Origin of the sequence: Zhengella sedimenti, assembly GCF_046506625.1 — a bacterium.
GTDB classification, from domain to species: domain Bacteria; phylum Pseudomonadota; class Alphaproteobacteria; order Rhizobiales; family Rhizobiaceae; genus Zhengella; species Zhengella sedimenti.
Map to the genome: position 1 here is coordinate 547816 of NZ_JBKFFP010000002.1, position 14983 is coordinate 562798.

The 14983-nt window shown below is 64.2% G+C and carries 10 protein-coding genes and 1 tRNA gene; 5 read left to right on the forward strand and 6 right to left on the reverse strand.

Going from position 1 to position 14983, the window contains the following annotated elements:
* Positions 1-136: 136 nt before the first annotated feature.
* From ACLB6G_RS08220 to ACLB6G_RS08230, 3 genes are all read right to left on the reverse strand, one after another.
* Positions 137-4117 (reverse strand): M10 family metallopeptidase C-terminal domain-containing protein, encoded by a 3981-nt coding sequence (locus ACLB6G_RS08220; protein WP_410355659.1) that lies wholly within the window; start codon positions 4115-4117, stop codon positions 137-139.
* 267 nt (positions 4118-4384) lie between these two features.
* Complete coding sequence (locus tag ACLB6G_RS08225) at positions 4385-6364, reverse strand: M10 family metallopeptidase C-terminal domain-containing protein (protein WP_410355660.1); 1980 nt, start codon at positions 6362-6364, stop codon at positions 4385-4387.
* A 228-nt stretch (positions 6365-6592) separates the two neighbouring features.
* The gene (locus ACLB6G_RS08230) at positions 6593-6922 is read right to left on the reverse strand and encodes a hypothetical protein (protein WP_410355661.1); all 330 of its coding nucleotides are present in this window, start codon (positions 6920-6922) and stop codon (positions 6593-6595) included.
* Positions 6923-7203: 281 nt separating this feature from the next.
* Here ACLB6G_RS08230 and ACLB6G_RS08235 point away from each other — a divergent pair.
* A tRNA-Gln gene (locus ACLB6G_RS08235) sits at positions 7204-7278 on the forward strand.
* A gap of 32 nt (positions 7279-7310) precedes the next feature.
* On the opposite strand, the gene ACLB6G_RS08240 is transcribed toward ACLB6G_RS08235, so the two are convergent.
* Positions 7311-8090 carry a hypothetical protein gene (locus tag ACLB6G_RS08240; protein WP_410355662.1) on the reverse strand — a complete coding sequence of 260 codons (780 nt, stop codon included), beginning with the start codon at positions 8088-8090 and terminating at the stop codon, positions 7311-7313.
* Positions 8091-8462: 372 nt separating this feature from the next.
* Here ACLB6G_RS08240 and ACLB6G_RS08245 point away from each other — a divergent pair, with 372 nt between their 5' ends.
* Positions 8463-10388, forward strand: coding sequence for a polysaccharide biosynthesis protein (locus tag ACLB6G_RS08245; protein WP_410355663.1), 1926 nt, complete (start codon positions 8463-8465; stop codon positions 10386-10388).
* 11 nt (positions 10389-10399) lie between these two features.
* Here the strand turns inward: ACLB6G_RS08245 and ACLB6G_RS08250 are convergent, their stop codons facing one another.
* Entirely contained in the window at positions 10400-11353 is a 954-nt protein-coding gene (locus ACLB6G_RS08250) for an NAD-dependent epimerase/dehydratase family protein (RefSeq protein WP_410355664.1), read from the reverse strand.
* A gap of 117 nt (positions 11354-11470) precedes the next feature.
* Between ACLB6G_RS08250 and ACLB6G_RS08255 the strand changes: the two genes are divergently transcribed.
* Positions 11471-12466, forward strand: coding sequence for an MraY family glycosyltransferase (locus ACLB6G_RS08255; protein ID WP_410355665.1), 996 nt, complete (start codon positions 11471-11473; stop codon positions 12464-12466).
* Between the two features lie 116 nt (positions 12467-12582).
* Positions 12583-13266: a hypothetical protein gene (locus tag ACLB6G_RS08260; protein WP_410355666.1), complete on the forward strand. Its 684-nt coding sequence runs from the start codon at positions 12583-12585 to the stop codon at positions 13264-13266.
* 92 nt (positions 13267-13358) lie between these two features.
* Here the strand turns inward: ACLB6G_RS08260 and ACLB6G_RS08265 are convergent, their stop codons facing one another.
* Positions 13359-13940, reverse strand: coding sequence for a biotin transporter BioY (locus ACLB6G_RS08265; protein ID WP_410355667.1), 582 nt, complete (start codon positions 13938-13940; stop codon positions 13359-13361).
* 132 nt (positions 13941-14072) lie between these two features.
* Between ACLB6G_RS08265 and ACLB6G_RS08270 the strand changes: the two genes are divergently transcribed.
* On the forward strand, positions 14073-14978 hold the full coding sequence (locus ACLB6G_RS08270) for an MBL fold metallo-hydrolase (RefSeq protein ID WP_410355668.1): 906 nt from the start codon (positions 14073-14075) through the stop codon (positions 14976-14978).
* The last annotated feature ends 5 nt before the right edge of the window (positions 14979-14983 follow it).

Consider the following 14983-nt stretch of genomic DNA (forward strand, 5'->3'; position numbering starts at 1 on the left):
GCTCGTTAAAATTGTATTTATGCCCGGCATACGCATCTGTGATTGAAGCAGAAGGCGTTTTCGGAGGGGCAAGCCTGCCCGGCTCTCCTGAGCCGGACAAGCTCGTTGCGGTGAATACGCCTTGTGATGCTTCCGCTCACATCACGAAGTCGGATGCGTCGAGGCCGAGGCCGGTGCCGGCCAGTTCGATGCGGAAGTCTGCCGCCCTGTCGCCGTCCACGTCTCCCTCGATGAAGGTCAGCCCGCCCCACTCATAGGCGCGCACCTGACCGGCCTCGCCGGTGAAGAAACGACCGGAGAAAGCGAAGGCCTGGTCGCCCGCCGTGCCGGTGTCGGCATCCAGGGCGGACAGGTCGATCCTGTCCTCGCCATGGACAAAGTCCTGGATGCGGTCGCGGTCGGCGAACAGCAGGCCGTTGTCGGACAGTTCCATGTAGGCGAAGACATCGTTTCCGTCGCCGCCGAACAGAACGTCCCGGCCGGCGCCGCCCGCAAGGCGGTCGTCATCATTGTTGCCGTAGATGATGTCGCGGCCATCCCCGCCGATGAGCGTGTCGTTGCCATTGTAGCCGGCGATCACGTCGTCGCCCGCCCCGCCCTCGATGCGGTTGACCTGGTAGGAGCCGATCAGCCGGTCGTCATGGTTTGAGCCCATGACGTTCTCAAAACTGGCGATTGTGTCGCCCTCGGCATAGCCGCCGGAGGCCTCGTTGCCGCCGAGCCAGACGCGCACGCCGGCATCGGAATCCATGTAGAAGAGCGTGTCGTAGCCGTCGCCGCCGTCGAGCGTGTCCGCGCCTGCCCCGCCGCCGATCAGGTCGCCGCGCGCGCCGCCATAAATCGTGTCGTCGCCGGCCCCGCCATAAAGCCCGTCAAAGCCGTCGCCGCCGGAGAGGATGTTGGCGCCTGCGTCACCGATCAGCAGGTCATTGCCCTCGCCGCCATAGGCGTTCTCGATGCCGGAGACCGTGCCCTCGCCGCCACCGCCATAGCGGTTCTGCATCGTGCCGCCGGCCATGGAGAATACAACGGCCGTCGCGCCGGTGAAGAAGGCGCTGTCGTTGCCGGCGCCACCATGCCAGACCTCGCCGGTATCCACGCCATGGGCGGAATTGAAACGGTCGTCGCCATTGTCACCGTGCAGGGTGTCGGCGCCCCCGCCGCCCTCCATGATGTCATTTCCGGCCCTGCCATAGATCGCGTTCGCTCCTGCGTCACCGGTGAGCGTATCGCTGAATGCCGAGCCGGTGACGTTCTCGAAGCCGGTTGCCGTGTCGCCCTCGGCATCGCCGCCGGAAACGGTGGAGACTCCCGCTCCGGCCAATCTTACCACAACGCTGGCCGAGGATGTGGAGTAGTCGAGGGTATCGTTTCCGTCGCCACCATGGAGTAAATCGGCCCCGGCGCCGCCCAAGATGATGTCGTCGCCCGCCCCGCCTTCAATCCTGTTCGCGCCTGCATCGCCAAGCAGCCTGTCGGCAAAGGCCGAGCCCATGATATTCTCGAAACCCTCCGCATAGTCGCCTTCCGCATCGCCGCCAGAAACCACAGCGGCTTGGAACTGGTGCAACCTCACATCCACACCGGCCGAAGAGATGGAATAATCAAGGGTGTCGTTCCCGACGCCGCCATAGAGTGAGTCGGCACCGGCACCGCCCTCGACACTGTCGTCGCCCTCACCCCCGTAAATCCGGTCGTTGCCATTGCCGCCGTCGAGGACGTCGTTGTCTTCGCCGCCATACAGTTCGTCATCGCCACCCATTCCCCAGAACAGGTCATTACCGGCGCCACCAGTGAACACATTGCCCACTTGCGAGCCCTGGAACTGGTCGTTGAATGCAGAGCCAATCGCATTCTCGATCGAATTGAGCCGATCGCCCGCGGCGGCGCCCAATACGCTACTTGTCCACTCGGTGGTGAGGGAAAACTGGACACCGCCAGCCGCTGTCTCATAACTCACGGTGTCAATGCCATCGCCGCCGGAGAGGTAATCGTTGCCGGCTCCGCCGATCAGGAAATCGTCGCCCGCTCCGCCTTCGAGATGGTCGTCGCCGTCACCGCCTTCGAGCCGGTCATTGCCATCGCGCCCGAGCAGCACGTCATTGCCCGCGCCACCAGACATCCGTTCCGACAGGGACGATCCGGTGATCGTCTCGCTCCCATCCGTGCCCTCGATCACCACGGACGAACCCTGGCCGCCGAACCCGAAGGAGGTGATGCCGGAGAGATCGAGTGCGCTGGCACCATCCATGGACACGGTCAGCGTGGCCGCATCGCCCTCGCGGGTGCTGGCGCCGATCTGTGTCACGCCGTCCAGTTGCGCGGCGTTGACACGCAGGTTGAAATCGCCCGCCACGTCGAGGTCGATCCGCTCGATGCCCGAAACCGTGTGGGCGCGCAGGTCATAGTCGGCGCCGAAGCCGGACAGGCTGAGTGTGTCGGTTCCGTCGCCGCCGTCAAATGTGCTGCCCGCACCGTCAATGCCACCAAAGAGGCGGTCGTCGCCCGCGCCGCCATGAAGCGCATTGACGCCCGCCTGGCCGATCAGGCGGTCGTCGCCATCCCCGCCGTAAATCGTGTCGTCGCCCAGTCCGCCATCGATCACGTCATTGCCGAGTCCGCCCGACAGGGTATCGCCGCCATCGCCGCCATAAATCGAATCGGCGATGGATGAACCGGCAATGGTCTCGGCGTCGGCGTCGCCGGTGATGGTGATGGAGGAGCCCTCGATGCCGAAGCCGGAAAGCGTCAGGCCGGAGAGATCCGCCTGTGTCGCGCCGTCCATCATGACGAAAAGGCCGGCTGCCGCATTGTAGGGATTGTATGCGGCCAGCGTGGTGACGCCACTGGCCAGTTGGCTGGCCCCGACTGTCAAGGTCGTTCCGCCGCCGATCCAGAATTCCAGAACCTCGACGCTGCTCAGCGTAAAGGTACGCAAGTCAATCGTTGTGTATAGCCTGAGTTTGTCTGTCCCCGTACCGCCATCGACAATGCCGCTGCCACCGTAATTGTAGGTCAGGTCGATCCGGTCATCGCCGTCACCACCATAGAACTCATCGTTACCGCCGCTACCGTCAACAAGGATATCGTTGCCCGCACCGCCGATGAGAATATTGTCGGATGAATTGCCCGTGATTACATCAACGAAGGCCGACCCGATCACGTTCTCGATATTGGTGAGCGTGTCGCCACCATATCCTCGGCCCGTGGAAAGGTCTACAGACAGGAATGGGCCGGAGAAATTGGCATAGCTGACCGTGTCCACGCCGTCGCCGCCGTCGATGATGTCGTCGCCAGCGCCGCCATCGATCCAGTCGTCGCCCGCGCCGCCATTGATCGTGTCGGCCCCGTCGCCGCCGTAAATCGTGTCATTGCCCCTGTTGCCGGTGATGGTGTCATTGCCGTCGCCGCCAAGGGTCGTGGTGTCGCCATCACTGTAGAGGGTGATCGTGTCGTTGCCGGCGCCACCATCGACGGTCAGATCATCGACGAAGGAAAAGCCGACAAACTGGCCATTCACGTCCCAATCGCCAAAACCCTCATCATTATTGACTTCGATAACATCATCGGAACCGGTCCCGTTGACCGTCGCGCTGCCGGAGTCAGTTTCCACGACCAGCGCCCAGCCACCCAGGGAACCGGTGTTTCCGGCCGTGTCGTCATGGATGGAAAGCGTCCATTCGCCACCCGCCGCCGCGCCTGTGAAGGCGGTCCGGAAGGGCGTGGAGCCCGACGGCGTGGTGATGCCGCCGGTCGTCCCGTAGTCGGCGGCCGTTTCCGTTTCACCGTAATCGGCCGCGCCATAGTCGCCGCTCGATCCCAACGTGCCTTGCGGCAGAAGCGAACCGCCAAAGCCGGAATAGTCGTCGCGGATGACGGCATCAATGCCGGTCACGGCGCCATCGCCCGCATCCGACCAGAATTGCAGGTTATGGCTCCCGTCCGGCGCGGTCAGCAGCATGTCCAGGTCCTGGACATTGGTGTGGCTCAGATCATCGATCTGGACGCGCAAGCCGGTCACATTGCCGCCGATTCCCGTCGTGTCGATTGTCTGCGTGGTCACGCCGTCATCTGCCAGCGTCATGCCATCGCGATTGCGAAAGAAGAAGATTGCCATCGGATCCCGCCCCCGGTTGAAATGTTGAACAACGGCTTCGCACGCCCCGCACAAGGCGCGTCCACCGCTCCACAAGCACCCCGCACAAGGCGCTCATGGGACGTCTGAAGCATAGATTACGGGTGCCGGGTTAAGATCGGGTCATTTGTGATTGTAAAAGTGTTTTAAAGCTACTTCTGATATTCATTCCACGCCTTCGCGCATGAAAAACCCGCCGGCTTGCGGGAAGCCGGCGGGTCGAATGATGGAACGGCGCGGCCGTTCAGGTCACAGGATGAAGTCGGCGGCGTTGATGCCGAGATTCGTTCCGAGCAGTTCGATGCGGAAATCGGCAACGCCGTCGCCGTTCACGTCTCCCTCGATGAAGGTCAGGCCGGCATTCTCGAAGGAGCGCAACTGGCCTGCGGTGCCGGAGAAGAAGGAGCCGACATAGGTGAAGGCCTGGTTGCCGGCGAGCGTCGTGTTGGCATCGATGGCCGACAGGTCGAACCGGTCGAGACCGTTCTGGAAGTCCTGGATGCGGTCACGGTCGGCGAACAGCATGCCGCTGTCGCTCAAGGCGAAATAGACGAACGTATCGCTGTGATTGCCGCCATAGATGATGTCGCGGCCCTCGCGTCCACGCAGCGTATCGTTGCCGTTGTTGCCCAAGATGATGTCGTCGCCATTGCCGCCGTCGATCAGGTTGACCTGAGCGGAACCGAAAAGCCGGTCATTGAAGTTCGATCCGACAAGGTTCTCGAAGCCGGAAATCGTGTCGCCGGTGGCATGACCGCCGGTCGCCGTGTTCCCGCCAAGGAACACCTGCACCGCGGCATTGGACGATGCATAGCTCAGCGTGTCGAAACCGGCCCCGCCGTTCAGGGTATCGTTGCCCAGGCTGCCGAAAATGGTGTCGTTGCCGGCATTGCCGGTCTGGGTGTTGTTGACCGAGTTGCCGAAAATCCGGTCGTGACCGGACCCGCCGATGGCGTTCTCGATCACCGTTCCGCGCGAGATGGACATGTTGAAGATGCCGCCAAGCACGCTGGAGAGCGAATCGGCCTCAAGCGAAATCGACTGGTTGGCCGAGGATTGCGAGAAGTTCAGCGTGTCGATGCCGCCATCGTCATGAACCATGAAGTTGACGTCCGAACCGTAGTTGACGGCGTTGTCGAGCTGCGCATTCCCGGTGTTTGAACCGTAGCCATAGGTCGTGTTGCCGGTGCGGGTATTGGTGCTGCGCCCGTAGAGCATCTCGATGGCGATGTAGTCGGAAAGGACCGGCGTCAGCATGTAGCGGAAATCCGCCCCCACATAGGTGTTCCAGCCAAAGGATGTCGAGCTGAACTCGTCCCCGTTGGCCTGCATGTAGGACATGATCGTGTAAGCGACCGAATCGTTGATGTAATAGTTGTCGGTGCCGTAGCTCGCCGAGCCGTTGTAGTTGCCGCCATGGAACAGGCCGAGTGCGTGGCCGATCTCGTGGACGTAGGTCTCGTAGGAATAGCTGTTGAAACCGGTGCCGAACTGGTTCAGCCAGCCGGTCGTGACCATGACCGTGGCAGACGTGATCGTGGTGCCCGATACCACGGTGTTGGCGTAGGCGTTGGTTCCGGAATCGCTGTCGTCAAAGGTGATCTCGGCGGTGCCCGTCGTTTCGACGAACTGGATGCCGGTGAGATCGGACCACTGCCGCAGCGCCGCGCGCGCAAGCGCCTGGCCGTCAGCGGTCAGCGCGGTGATGTTGACGGTCAACTGGCCATCGATGCCGACGTCGAATGCCTGCACGTCATCGCCAAAAAGGAAGCCGCCATTGTTGGTCAGCTGCCAGGCGATCTCGTCAACCGTGAAGTCCATGCCGCTGGAATTGTAGGTGACCGCGGTCAGCATGTAGTCGCCGAAATAGTTTTGGTATGAATCAGCGGAAACGTAATAGGTGCCCGATGTCGTGGGCGTGAAGACCACGCGCGAATCGCGCGAGTCGCCATTGCCCCAGACGGCGGAGCCGGCATCGTCATTCTGTGCGACGATCGTATTACCTGTCCCGTCGCGGACATAGAGATAAGGGTCGGGGTTCTGGTTCAGCCCGACACCGTGGAGGCGGAATTCATAGGTCTGCCCCGCGACCAGGTCGATGGCATACCAGTCCTCGTCGCCGCTGGCCGAGATCGTTCCATAGTGGGTGACGCCGAGTTCAAGCGTGCCGGTCGTCGCCGTGGAACCGGCGAAATCGCCGGTCTCGACCTCATAGGTCGGCTGAAACACGGGGGGAACGGCGAAAGCCCCGGTATCGCCTGTTCCCTGTGTTACGGATGTCTGCCCCTCTCCCGCGCCCACTTCAATACAAGTCGGCGCGCTGAAGATGTTCGAGCACAAAGCGCACATGCTGGATACTCCCTGTTCTGGATGTACCGAGCCAGTAACGCCCCAAGGCCCGTCGTTCTACATTAGCAGAATCTTAACCTTGGGGCAATGTGCGCCGCCAGAACAGGGCTAGTCCGCTTCCAGCATCTGCACGATGGGAAAAGCAAGGGACTGGGCCATGGAGGGCCGCAATTCGGAATCGCGGATGGAAAGGGTGAGCACCCGGTTTTTCCGGCCAGCGCCCTGACGCTCTGTCGTGATTGCCGCCGAAATCGCATAGCGGGATGTTCTCGTCAGCACCACGCCGACACTGCCGCCTCCGGGGCCTGCGCCTTGCAACGACGTGCGCAATTGCCGGCAGAAATCCTCCAGGAAGCCGGAGGGCAGTGCCTCGCCGGCATCCTCCTGACTGCAGGTGACCGCGATTTCCCCGGCGCTCGAACGCGTCATGTCCGTCATGATGATTCCTCCGGCCAACACCATTGCGGCGCACAGGACACCTGTCATGCGCCAGTTCCATCTGTCCGGCCATAGGCCCGCCTGCGCCATGTCGATTCTCCTTCAAGCCCTTGCTGAAAAAGCACAGTCCGAACTTCTTCAGGCGAAATGAGGGCAGCGCGTAACATGGCTGACCGCAACGCCCCACAGCCAGGCGGCGTGGCCAAAAATGCGGCGGCGGCGGCGCGCCGGGGCGTTGCAACCGCTCCGGCTTTGGGTTACACCGCCTGCCGTCGACGCGATGGGGCGTAGCCAAGCGGTAAGGCAGCGGTTTTTGGTACCGCCATGCGCTGGTTCGAATCCAGCCGCCCCAGCCATTCCTCCTCCGGCCACCGGCCATGAAGGAGGGTTATTTCTTCCTTTCAACCGGAACGACGAGCTTGGCTGGCCTGCGTTCCTCGGCGGCCTTGAACAGGCTGAACGTCTGGTTCACGTAGTTCACCGCGCCGCCGATCATGTCGGTATATTCCTTCAGTTCCGGCGTCATCTGGCACTCGACAACCTGAACCGCCCGTTCCGGCGGGGTCGTCTCGAACAGGGCATAGAAAAGCGGTTCGCCACGCCGCAGGATGAGCGGCTTCTTGATGTCATGCCATTCGAAGGCCCACATCAGCGGGCGCGGCCAGACATTGATGGGGAAACGCCCGCCGAAAATCGTGCCGGGAATCGGATCGCGGCTGTAGTGCATGAACGGCGCGACCTGCGAAATGTAGACCGGTTCGTCGGAGATGAAGACATAGGGCAGCGCAAGCTGGATCGTCGGGCGGTCCTTGTAGCGCCATTCCTGTTCGGGCACGACGAGCAGATGCTGGCGCAGTTTCTTGGAGCGGACGGGGCTTGCCTCGCCGAGCATGTCCTTCAAGCCCGGCTGTCCCTGCTGGTTGCGCACGAACTCCATGTGGATGTCGAACGGGCACTTGATCTCCCAGTAACGGCTTTCCAGGTTGATCACCGCCGGGCAGCGCGAGGCGGACTTGGCGTGCTTGCGGTTGACCTCGACGGAACGGACGCGGGTCGGCGGATCGAAGACGATCGAACTCTTGTAATCCGTCATGAACCAGCCGATCGTCACCGGTCCGCTCGATGCCTCAGTGTCACGCGTATTCTCGAAAGTTACCGACAGTTGCATCGTCAAATCCTTGCCTGACCGGGCCCCGTTTCCGTTGCTGAAAGTACCGACAACGCAAGGCGCGGCGACGGACAACCGTCCTGCCGGAATGCGTTGGACCTTCCGCGAAGCAGCGCCCCTGACGCCCCGAACAGGCATATCCTTGCCGCTTCGTGCCGAAGAAAACAGTTTCGGGGCCTTTCCGCAAGATTCAACCGTCACAAACGGTCGCCTGCACAGGAACCGCAGGACCCCGTGGAAACGCCGGGCGGCACTTCATTTTCGCCAAACGTTGCATTGCTGCGGGAAACCATGTCGCACTATGTCCCTTGCCGCTGATATATCCCGGTGCGATAAGATGAACGAAGCCGTTGACCGGAGTCCGTGGGGACCATGAAGATCCATCCGCGCATATTGCGATCCGGCGTCGTGGTTCACGACGCGCTTGCACTCGCCATCGCGTTCGCATCCGCGCATCTCGTGGTGTTTGGCGCGGACCGCATCATGTGGGTTCCCGGCATCCAGGAAAAGACGCTGGCCTATGTGCTGATCGGCGGCGCCTGTCTTTACGCCATGAAGCTGAACCGGGGCCTGTGGCGTTACGCGTCGATCCCGGACCTTGTCGCCATCGTCAAGGCGGTCACGCTGGCGGTGACGATCTTCACCATCGGCAACTTCATGCTCTCGCGCGCGGAGAACATATCCCGCCTCGCCGTCGTGCTCATATGGCTGTTCTCCGTCTTCGGACTGGGCGCCGGGCGCATGCTCTACCGTTTCATCAAGGAGACGCGCTTCTTCCCGCAGTTGCGCGACACCGGCGACCTGACCGAGCATTACCTGCTCTATCCGTTCTCCGACACCAGCGAGAACTACATCCGCGCCATCCGCCGCCTCAATCCCGCAGGGTTCCGTCTCGCCGGCATCATCGACCCGCGCATATCCTTCGTGCGCAACGGCATGCACTCGCTACAGGTGCTCGGTACACCTGAACACATCGCCACGATCGTGGCACAGAAACATGCCCGCGGCATCGCGATCAACGGCCTGATCGTCACCGACCCGACGATCTCGGGAACGGAGATGACCAACCTGCTGGAGGCCTGCAATGCCGCCGGCATCGGCATCTCCCGGCTGCCGGACATGATGGATTTTCCGAAAGCGGGCGATTCGAACCTCCTGTCACCCAAGCCGGTGCGCCTGCAGGACCTGCTCGGCCGGCCGCAAGTGACCGTCGAGAACCTCGAAATTTCCGCCTTCCTGAAAAACAACACGGTGCTGGTCACCGGCGCGGGCGGCTCGATCGGCTCGGAGCTTTGCCGGCAGATCGCCGCCTTCAAGCCCGACAAGCTGATCTTCCTGGATTCCTGCGAGCGCAACCTCTACGACATAACGCAGGAATTCTCGTCACGCTTCCCGGACATTTCCGTCGCGCCCGTGATCGCGGATATCCGTGACCGGACCCGCGTCGACGAGGTGGTGAATTTCTTCGCCCCCGATGTCGTCTTCCATGCCGCGGCGCTGAAGCATGTGCCGCTGGTGGAGGCCAATCCGATCGAAGCGATCAAGACGAATGTGCTGGGCACCGCCAATGTCGCCGAAAGCGCCGTGGCGGCTGGCGCAAAGGCCTTCGTCCTCATCTCCACCGACAAGGCGGTGAACCCGTCCAGTGTCATGGGTGCCTCCAAGCGGGCGGCCGAACTCTATTGCCAGGCCCTCGATCTCGACGACGCGCCGACCAGCTTCCGCATCGTGCGGTTCGGCAACGTGCTCGGTTCGGCGGGCTCCGTGGTGCCGCTGTTCCAGAAGCAGATCGCCCAGGGCGGTCCGGTCACCGTGACCGATCCCGACATGACGCGCTATTTCATGACCATTCCGGAAGCGGTGCACCTGATCCTGCAGGCGACGTCGCACGGCATGAACGGCGCCATGCAGCCGCCCGAGACGCGCGGCGCCATTCTCGTGCTCAACATGGGCCAGCCGATCAAGATCGCCGACCTGGCGCGCCGCCTCATCCAGCTTGCCGGTTTCCGGCCCGACAAGGACATCCGCATCGAGTATACGGGACGGCGGCCGGGCGAGAAGCTGGAAGAGGAACTGCTGAGCCGCCTGGAAGACAAGATCGTGCAGAAGCATGAGAGCTTCATCGTGGCGCGCACGCGCACGGTGGAACGCGAAGCCATGGTCGACTGGCTCCAGGACATGAAGCAGATCAGCCGCCGCGAGGACCAGGAGGCGGCCATCGTCCTGCTCAAGGACATCGTGCAAAGCTACACGCCATGGTCGGCTGCCGATGCCGAGAACGAGGCGATTTCCGAATAAGGCCCACGGCTTCAACACGCTTCAGCGGCGGCTGGCCGCTTCCGGCCTGCGAAGCTGGCGGCAAGCCCGGCGGCCAGCGTGACAGGCGGGGTCCAGCCCGTTGCCGCCGCGAACCGCGCGGTATCGACCACGCAGGGCCGGCGCGCATGGGCAAGAGCGGCGCCGGCGAACGGCAATGCATCGAGAAGCGCACCGGGCAGGCCGGGCAGAGCGCTCATCCGGGCATGACCGGCCGCCTGGCCAGCCAGACGGCCTATCCCTTCCAGCGACGTGACGCCATCGTCGGCCAGGTTGAATATTCCGTTCACAGCCGGCGCGTCGTTCCGCATCAGCACGGAAAGGGCAGCGGCGAGGTTGTCCCGGTTAAGAACCGATTTGGGCGCCTGGCCCAGCACCGGGGGAAACAGCCAGCCGTGCTGTCCCAGACGCGCGGCAAGGCCGAGCCAGCCGCCGCGTCCGGGTCCGTGGATGACCGGCAGGCGCAGGATCGCCAGCGCGCGGCCCGGGCCATGAAGGATCTCCCGGAGGGAAGCCTCGGCCGCCGCCTTGGAGCGCGCATAGGGATCGTCCGGGGAGAGCGGATCGCCTTCGCGAAAGGGGGCCGTGTTGCCAATTCCATAAACGCGTACCGAACTGGCGAAGACGAAGCGCGGCACGCCCGCCGCGACAGCCACGCGGGCCAGCGCCACGGAGGCTTCCACATTGACCGCCGTCATGGCCGCTTCGTCGCGGGCGGCACGCGACAAGCGCGGCGGGTTGAACGCGGCCAGGTGGATGACAGCATCCTGGCCGTCAAGGGCGGCGCGCCATTCGTCCGGCCGGGTCAGGTCGCCCAAGACCGTGCGCGCTGCCATACCGGGGCGCGGCGCCCGCAGGAGCGCGGTGACATCATGGCCGGCACGCGCCAGCGCCGTGGCCACCGCGCCGCCTGAAAAGCCCGCCATCCCTGTCAGGAAAACCCGCATGGCCTGTCCGTTCTGTCTGAGCGCCGGTCAGGCGGCGCAATCCCGGATACCACATCGCGCCGCAGCCGTGGTAAGGGAATGACGACAGGAACCGAGGATCGGACCACCGGAAGCCGCATGCCAGAGATCACCACCGCGCTTTCCGCCGCAAGCCTCGCCTCCCTTGCCTGCTTCGCCATGCTGGCGGTCCTGCGCCGCGTCCTTCCCGCCGCGTTTCTCGCCGCCGGGCGCTCGGAGCGGTCGAACCATGCCGGAGCGGCGCGCCAGATCGGCGGTCTGGCCGCCGTGCCCGCCGCGCTGTTCGCCGTGACCGTCGTTCATGGCGGGGATGCCTGGATCGTCCTGCCCTTCCTGGCGCTGTGGCTGGCGGGCCTGGCCGACGATCATCGCCCGCTCGGCGTCGCCCTGCGTCTCGGCGTGCAGGTCGCCGCTGCGGCGGCGCTTGTCGCGCTGGTGCGCCCCGCCCTGCCCCTGCCGGACATCGTGCCACCATTGGCGGGCGATGCCGCTGCCGTGCTGTTCCTCGTCTGGACGATCAACATGGTCAATTTCATGGACGGGCTGGACCTGATGACGGCTGCGGGCGCCGGCATCCCGCTCGCCTTTTGCGGGTGTCTGCTGCTGGTCGCAGGCGGCTCGGACGATGCGGCGGTCGCGGCGCTCGCGGGTGCGGGCGCGCTGGCCGGGTTCGCGCTGCACAACCGCCCGCCGGCGAAGGTGTTCCTCGGCGACAGCGGCAGCCTGCCGCTCGGCCTGCTCGCCGGATGGGCACTGCTGGCGCTGGCCGAACAGGCCCCGGCGGCCGCGCTGGCCCCCTTCGGCTATCATTTCGCCGATTCCGTCTGGACGCTTTTGCAGCGGCTGGCGGAGGGCAAGAACATCCTGAAATCCCATTCCGAACATGCCTATCAGCGTGCGTTCCGGGCGGGGATGACCGTGACGGCCATCGTCGGCCGCGTGGCGCTGTGCGCGCTCGCCTGCGGCCTTGCGGGATATGCGGCGATCGCGACGGGCGGGCTTGCCGCGGCAGTCATCGGCCTTGCCGGGCTTGGCGCGGGCGTGGTGCTGGCCGCGCATCTGCGCAAGCGGGCGAAACAGGCCGCCCCGGCCTGACGGAGCGCCGCCCGTGCACTTCGTGTCGCACTCATACAGATAACACTTATAAATTGTATTTCCGCTTGCGACTCGCCCTCTTCTACTGCTACGCCTGACCGCAACCGGAGGGCGCAATGGCGGACAAGGCGGCAAGGCTGTGGTGGCGGAAGAAACGCTGGTGGGCGGTGGGTGTTGTGCTGCTTGGTGTGCTCTCGCAGGCCGTGCCCTATGTCGTGACGGGTGGCCTGCACGTGGCGGACAAGCCGGGACAGGCGCCGCTCTCCGAATCGTTCCATGGCCCCCTGCACATGACTCTTGCACAGGGCTGGCAGGACTATTTTCTGCTTGAGAAATGGTTGACCTGGCGCGCCTTGCGCAAGTTTCCCACGCTCGAGTCGTGCCTGACCCCGGACGGGCGCAACCCTGTCAACATGACGCGCTTCAACTGGACGGCGTTGCGCACTGAAACACAGGCCTATCTTTGCCTGCACCATGCAGCTGCCCATCTGCGCGACCCGCAGGCGATCAAGGAATGGCTAACGGGCGAAGGTTTCCGTATCTCTAGCGTGACTAAAAAGGAGCAGTCCTGGCCGCCCCATCATGTGATTTCCATTCGCGGATATCTAAATGTGCCATTGCTTTTCTTCTTGAATCCGGAGCCATTCAGCCCTTTCTCGTTTTTTCTTCTCAACATGCTGGCGGATCCGTTCTTTTACTTTTTGGAAGTTCCGCCACCGCCCCTGGTTATAGAAGTCATTGTCACAACCGAGGGCAAGCCGATCCACGTCAGCTTCTCACGATCTCTAGCTCTCATGTAGGCGCTCTTTCATCGGCTGCCGCGCGAACGAAAAAGCCGCGCTCCTTGCCGGAACGCGGCCCTTGTCCGTTTGCCGGTCAGGCCGGCGCGCGGTCAGCGAAAGCGGGCGAGCAGCGCGCCCAGCGCCGGCACGAGGGCGGCGGCCAGCGCAGCCTTGACCACGTCGGCGACGATGAAGGGGCCGACGCCGAAGGCCAGCGCCTTTTCAGCACCGAACAACACGGCGAGCCAGGCTGCGCCCAGCGCCAGGATCACCACCTCGCCGGCCAGCATGGCGCCGAACAGGGCGACCGGGCGGGCTGTCCAGCCACGGTCTGCGGCAGCGCCGATCATCGCGGCTGCGACGAGGAAGCCGGCCAGATAGCCGCCGGTGGGGCCGGCCATGTAGGCGAGGCCCGCGCCGCCGGTGAAGACGGGCATGCCGACGGCGCCCTGCGCCAGGTAGGCGAGCAGCGTGGCAACGGCCAGGTTGCGGCCATAGGCGGCGGCGATGGCGAAGATGGCCAGCGTCTGCAGCGTCATCGGCACGGGCCAGAAGGGAACCTTGACATGGGCGGCGGCCGCGATGAGCAGCGAACCGGCGACAACGAGCCCGGCCTGGGCGGCGAGACGGGACGCGCCGGCGCCGGGAAGCGCGGCTGCGGCCAGGGAGCGGTCGGACAGGGATGCGGACATCGATTTTCCTTTTCGGCATTGCGGGGACAGCGAAGCGATGAACCTCGCATGTTTGCGTATAGAATCCTACGTGCTATGCGGCAATGCACAAGGGGGTTTCTCCCCCGCGCCATTTCCGGAGGACGCGCACGCATGGAACTGGACCTGAACCGGGAGTTCGAACCGGCCCATGGCGCGGCCGTGCCCGTGGCGGAACACGTGCTGCGCGTGACCGTCAACAATCCCGGCCCGTTCACCTTCCATGGCACCAACAGCTACATTGTCGGCCGCGATACGCTGGCCGTCATCGATCCCGGCCCGCAGGACGAGGCGCATTTCCATGCGCTCATGCAGGCCATTGGCGGGCGGCCGGTCAGCCACATCCTCGTCAGCCATACCCACAAGGACCATTCGCCGCTGGCCCGCCGCCTGGCCGCCGCGACCGGCGCCACGATTGCCGCCGAAGGGCCGCACCGCCCTGCCCGCCCGCTCAATATCGGCGAGGTCAATCCCCTGGACGCCAGCGCCGACACGGACTTCGACCCTGACATCCGCATGGCCGACGGCGCGGTGATCGAGGGCGACGGCTGGGCCATCCGTGCCATTCACACGCCCGGCCACACGGCCAATCACGTGGCCTTCGCACTGGAGGGGACCGGCATCCTGTTTTCGGCCGATCACGTCATGGCCTGGGCGACGACCATCGTCGCGCCGCCCGATGGCGCCATGGCGGATTTCATGACATCTCTCGACGCGCTGATGCAGCGCGACGACACGCTCTACCTGCCCGGCCATGGCGGTCCGGTCACGCGGCCGGCGCAATTCCTGCGCGGCTTGCGCACCCACCGGCGCATGCGCGAGCGCGCCATCCTGGAACGGCTGAAGGCCGGAGACCGCACCATTCCGGAGATGGTCGCCAAGATCTACCGCGACACCGATCCGCGCCTGCATGGGGCGGCCGGCCTGTCGGTGCTGGCCCATCTGGAAGACCTGGTGGCGCGCGGCGCGGTGGAGACGGACGGCCCGGCGGCGATCAACGGCGTCTTCGTGCCCGCCTGAGCGGG

Coding starts and splice junctions, on each gene's coding strand:
- ACLB6G_RS08220 (WP_410355659.1), bottom strand. CDS start 4,117: ATGGCAATCTTCTTCTTTCGCAATCGCGATGGCATGACGCTGGCAGAT.
- ACLB6G_RS08230 (WP_410355661.1), bottom strand. CDS start 6,922: ATGACGGACATGACGCGTTCGAGCGCCGGGGAAATCGCGGTCACCTGC.
- ACLB6G_RS08240 (WP_410355662.1), bottom strand. CDS start 8,090: ATGCAACTGTCGGTAACTTTCGAGAATACGCGTGACACTGAGGCATCG.
- ACLB6G_RS08245 (WP_410355663.1), top strand. CDS start 8,463: ATGAAGATCCATCCGCGCATATTGCGATCCGGCGTCGTGGTTCACGAC.
- ACLB6G_RS08250 (WP_410355664.1), bottom strand. CDS start 11,353: ATGCGGGTTTTCCTGACAGGGATGGCGGGCTTTTCAGGCGGCGCGGTG.
- ACLB6G_RS08255 (WP_410355665.1), top strand. CDS start 11,471: ATGCCAGAGATCACCACCGCGCTTTCCGCCGCAAGCCTCGCCTCCCTT.
- ACLB6G_RS08260 (WP_410355666.1), top strand. CDS start 12,583: ATGGCGGACAAGGCGGCAAGGCTGTGGTGGCGGAAGAAACGCTGGTGG.
- ACLB6G_RS08265 (WP_410355667.1), bottom strand. CDS start 13,940: ATGTCCGCATCCCTGTCCGACCGCTCCCTGGCCGCAGCCGCGCTTCCC.
- ACLB6G_RS08270 (WP_410355668.1), top strand. CDS start 14,073: ATGGAACTGGACCTGAACCGGGAGTTCGAACCGGCCCATGGCGCGGCC.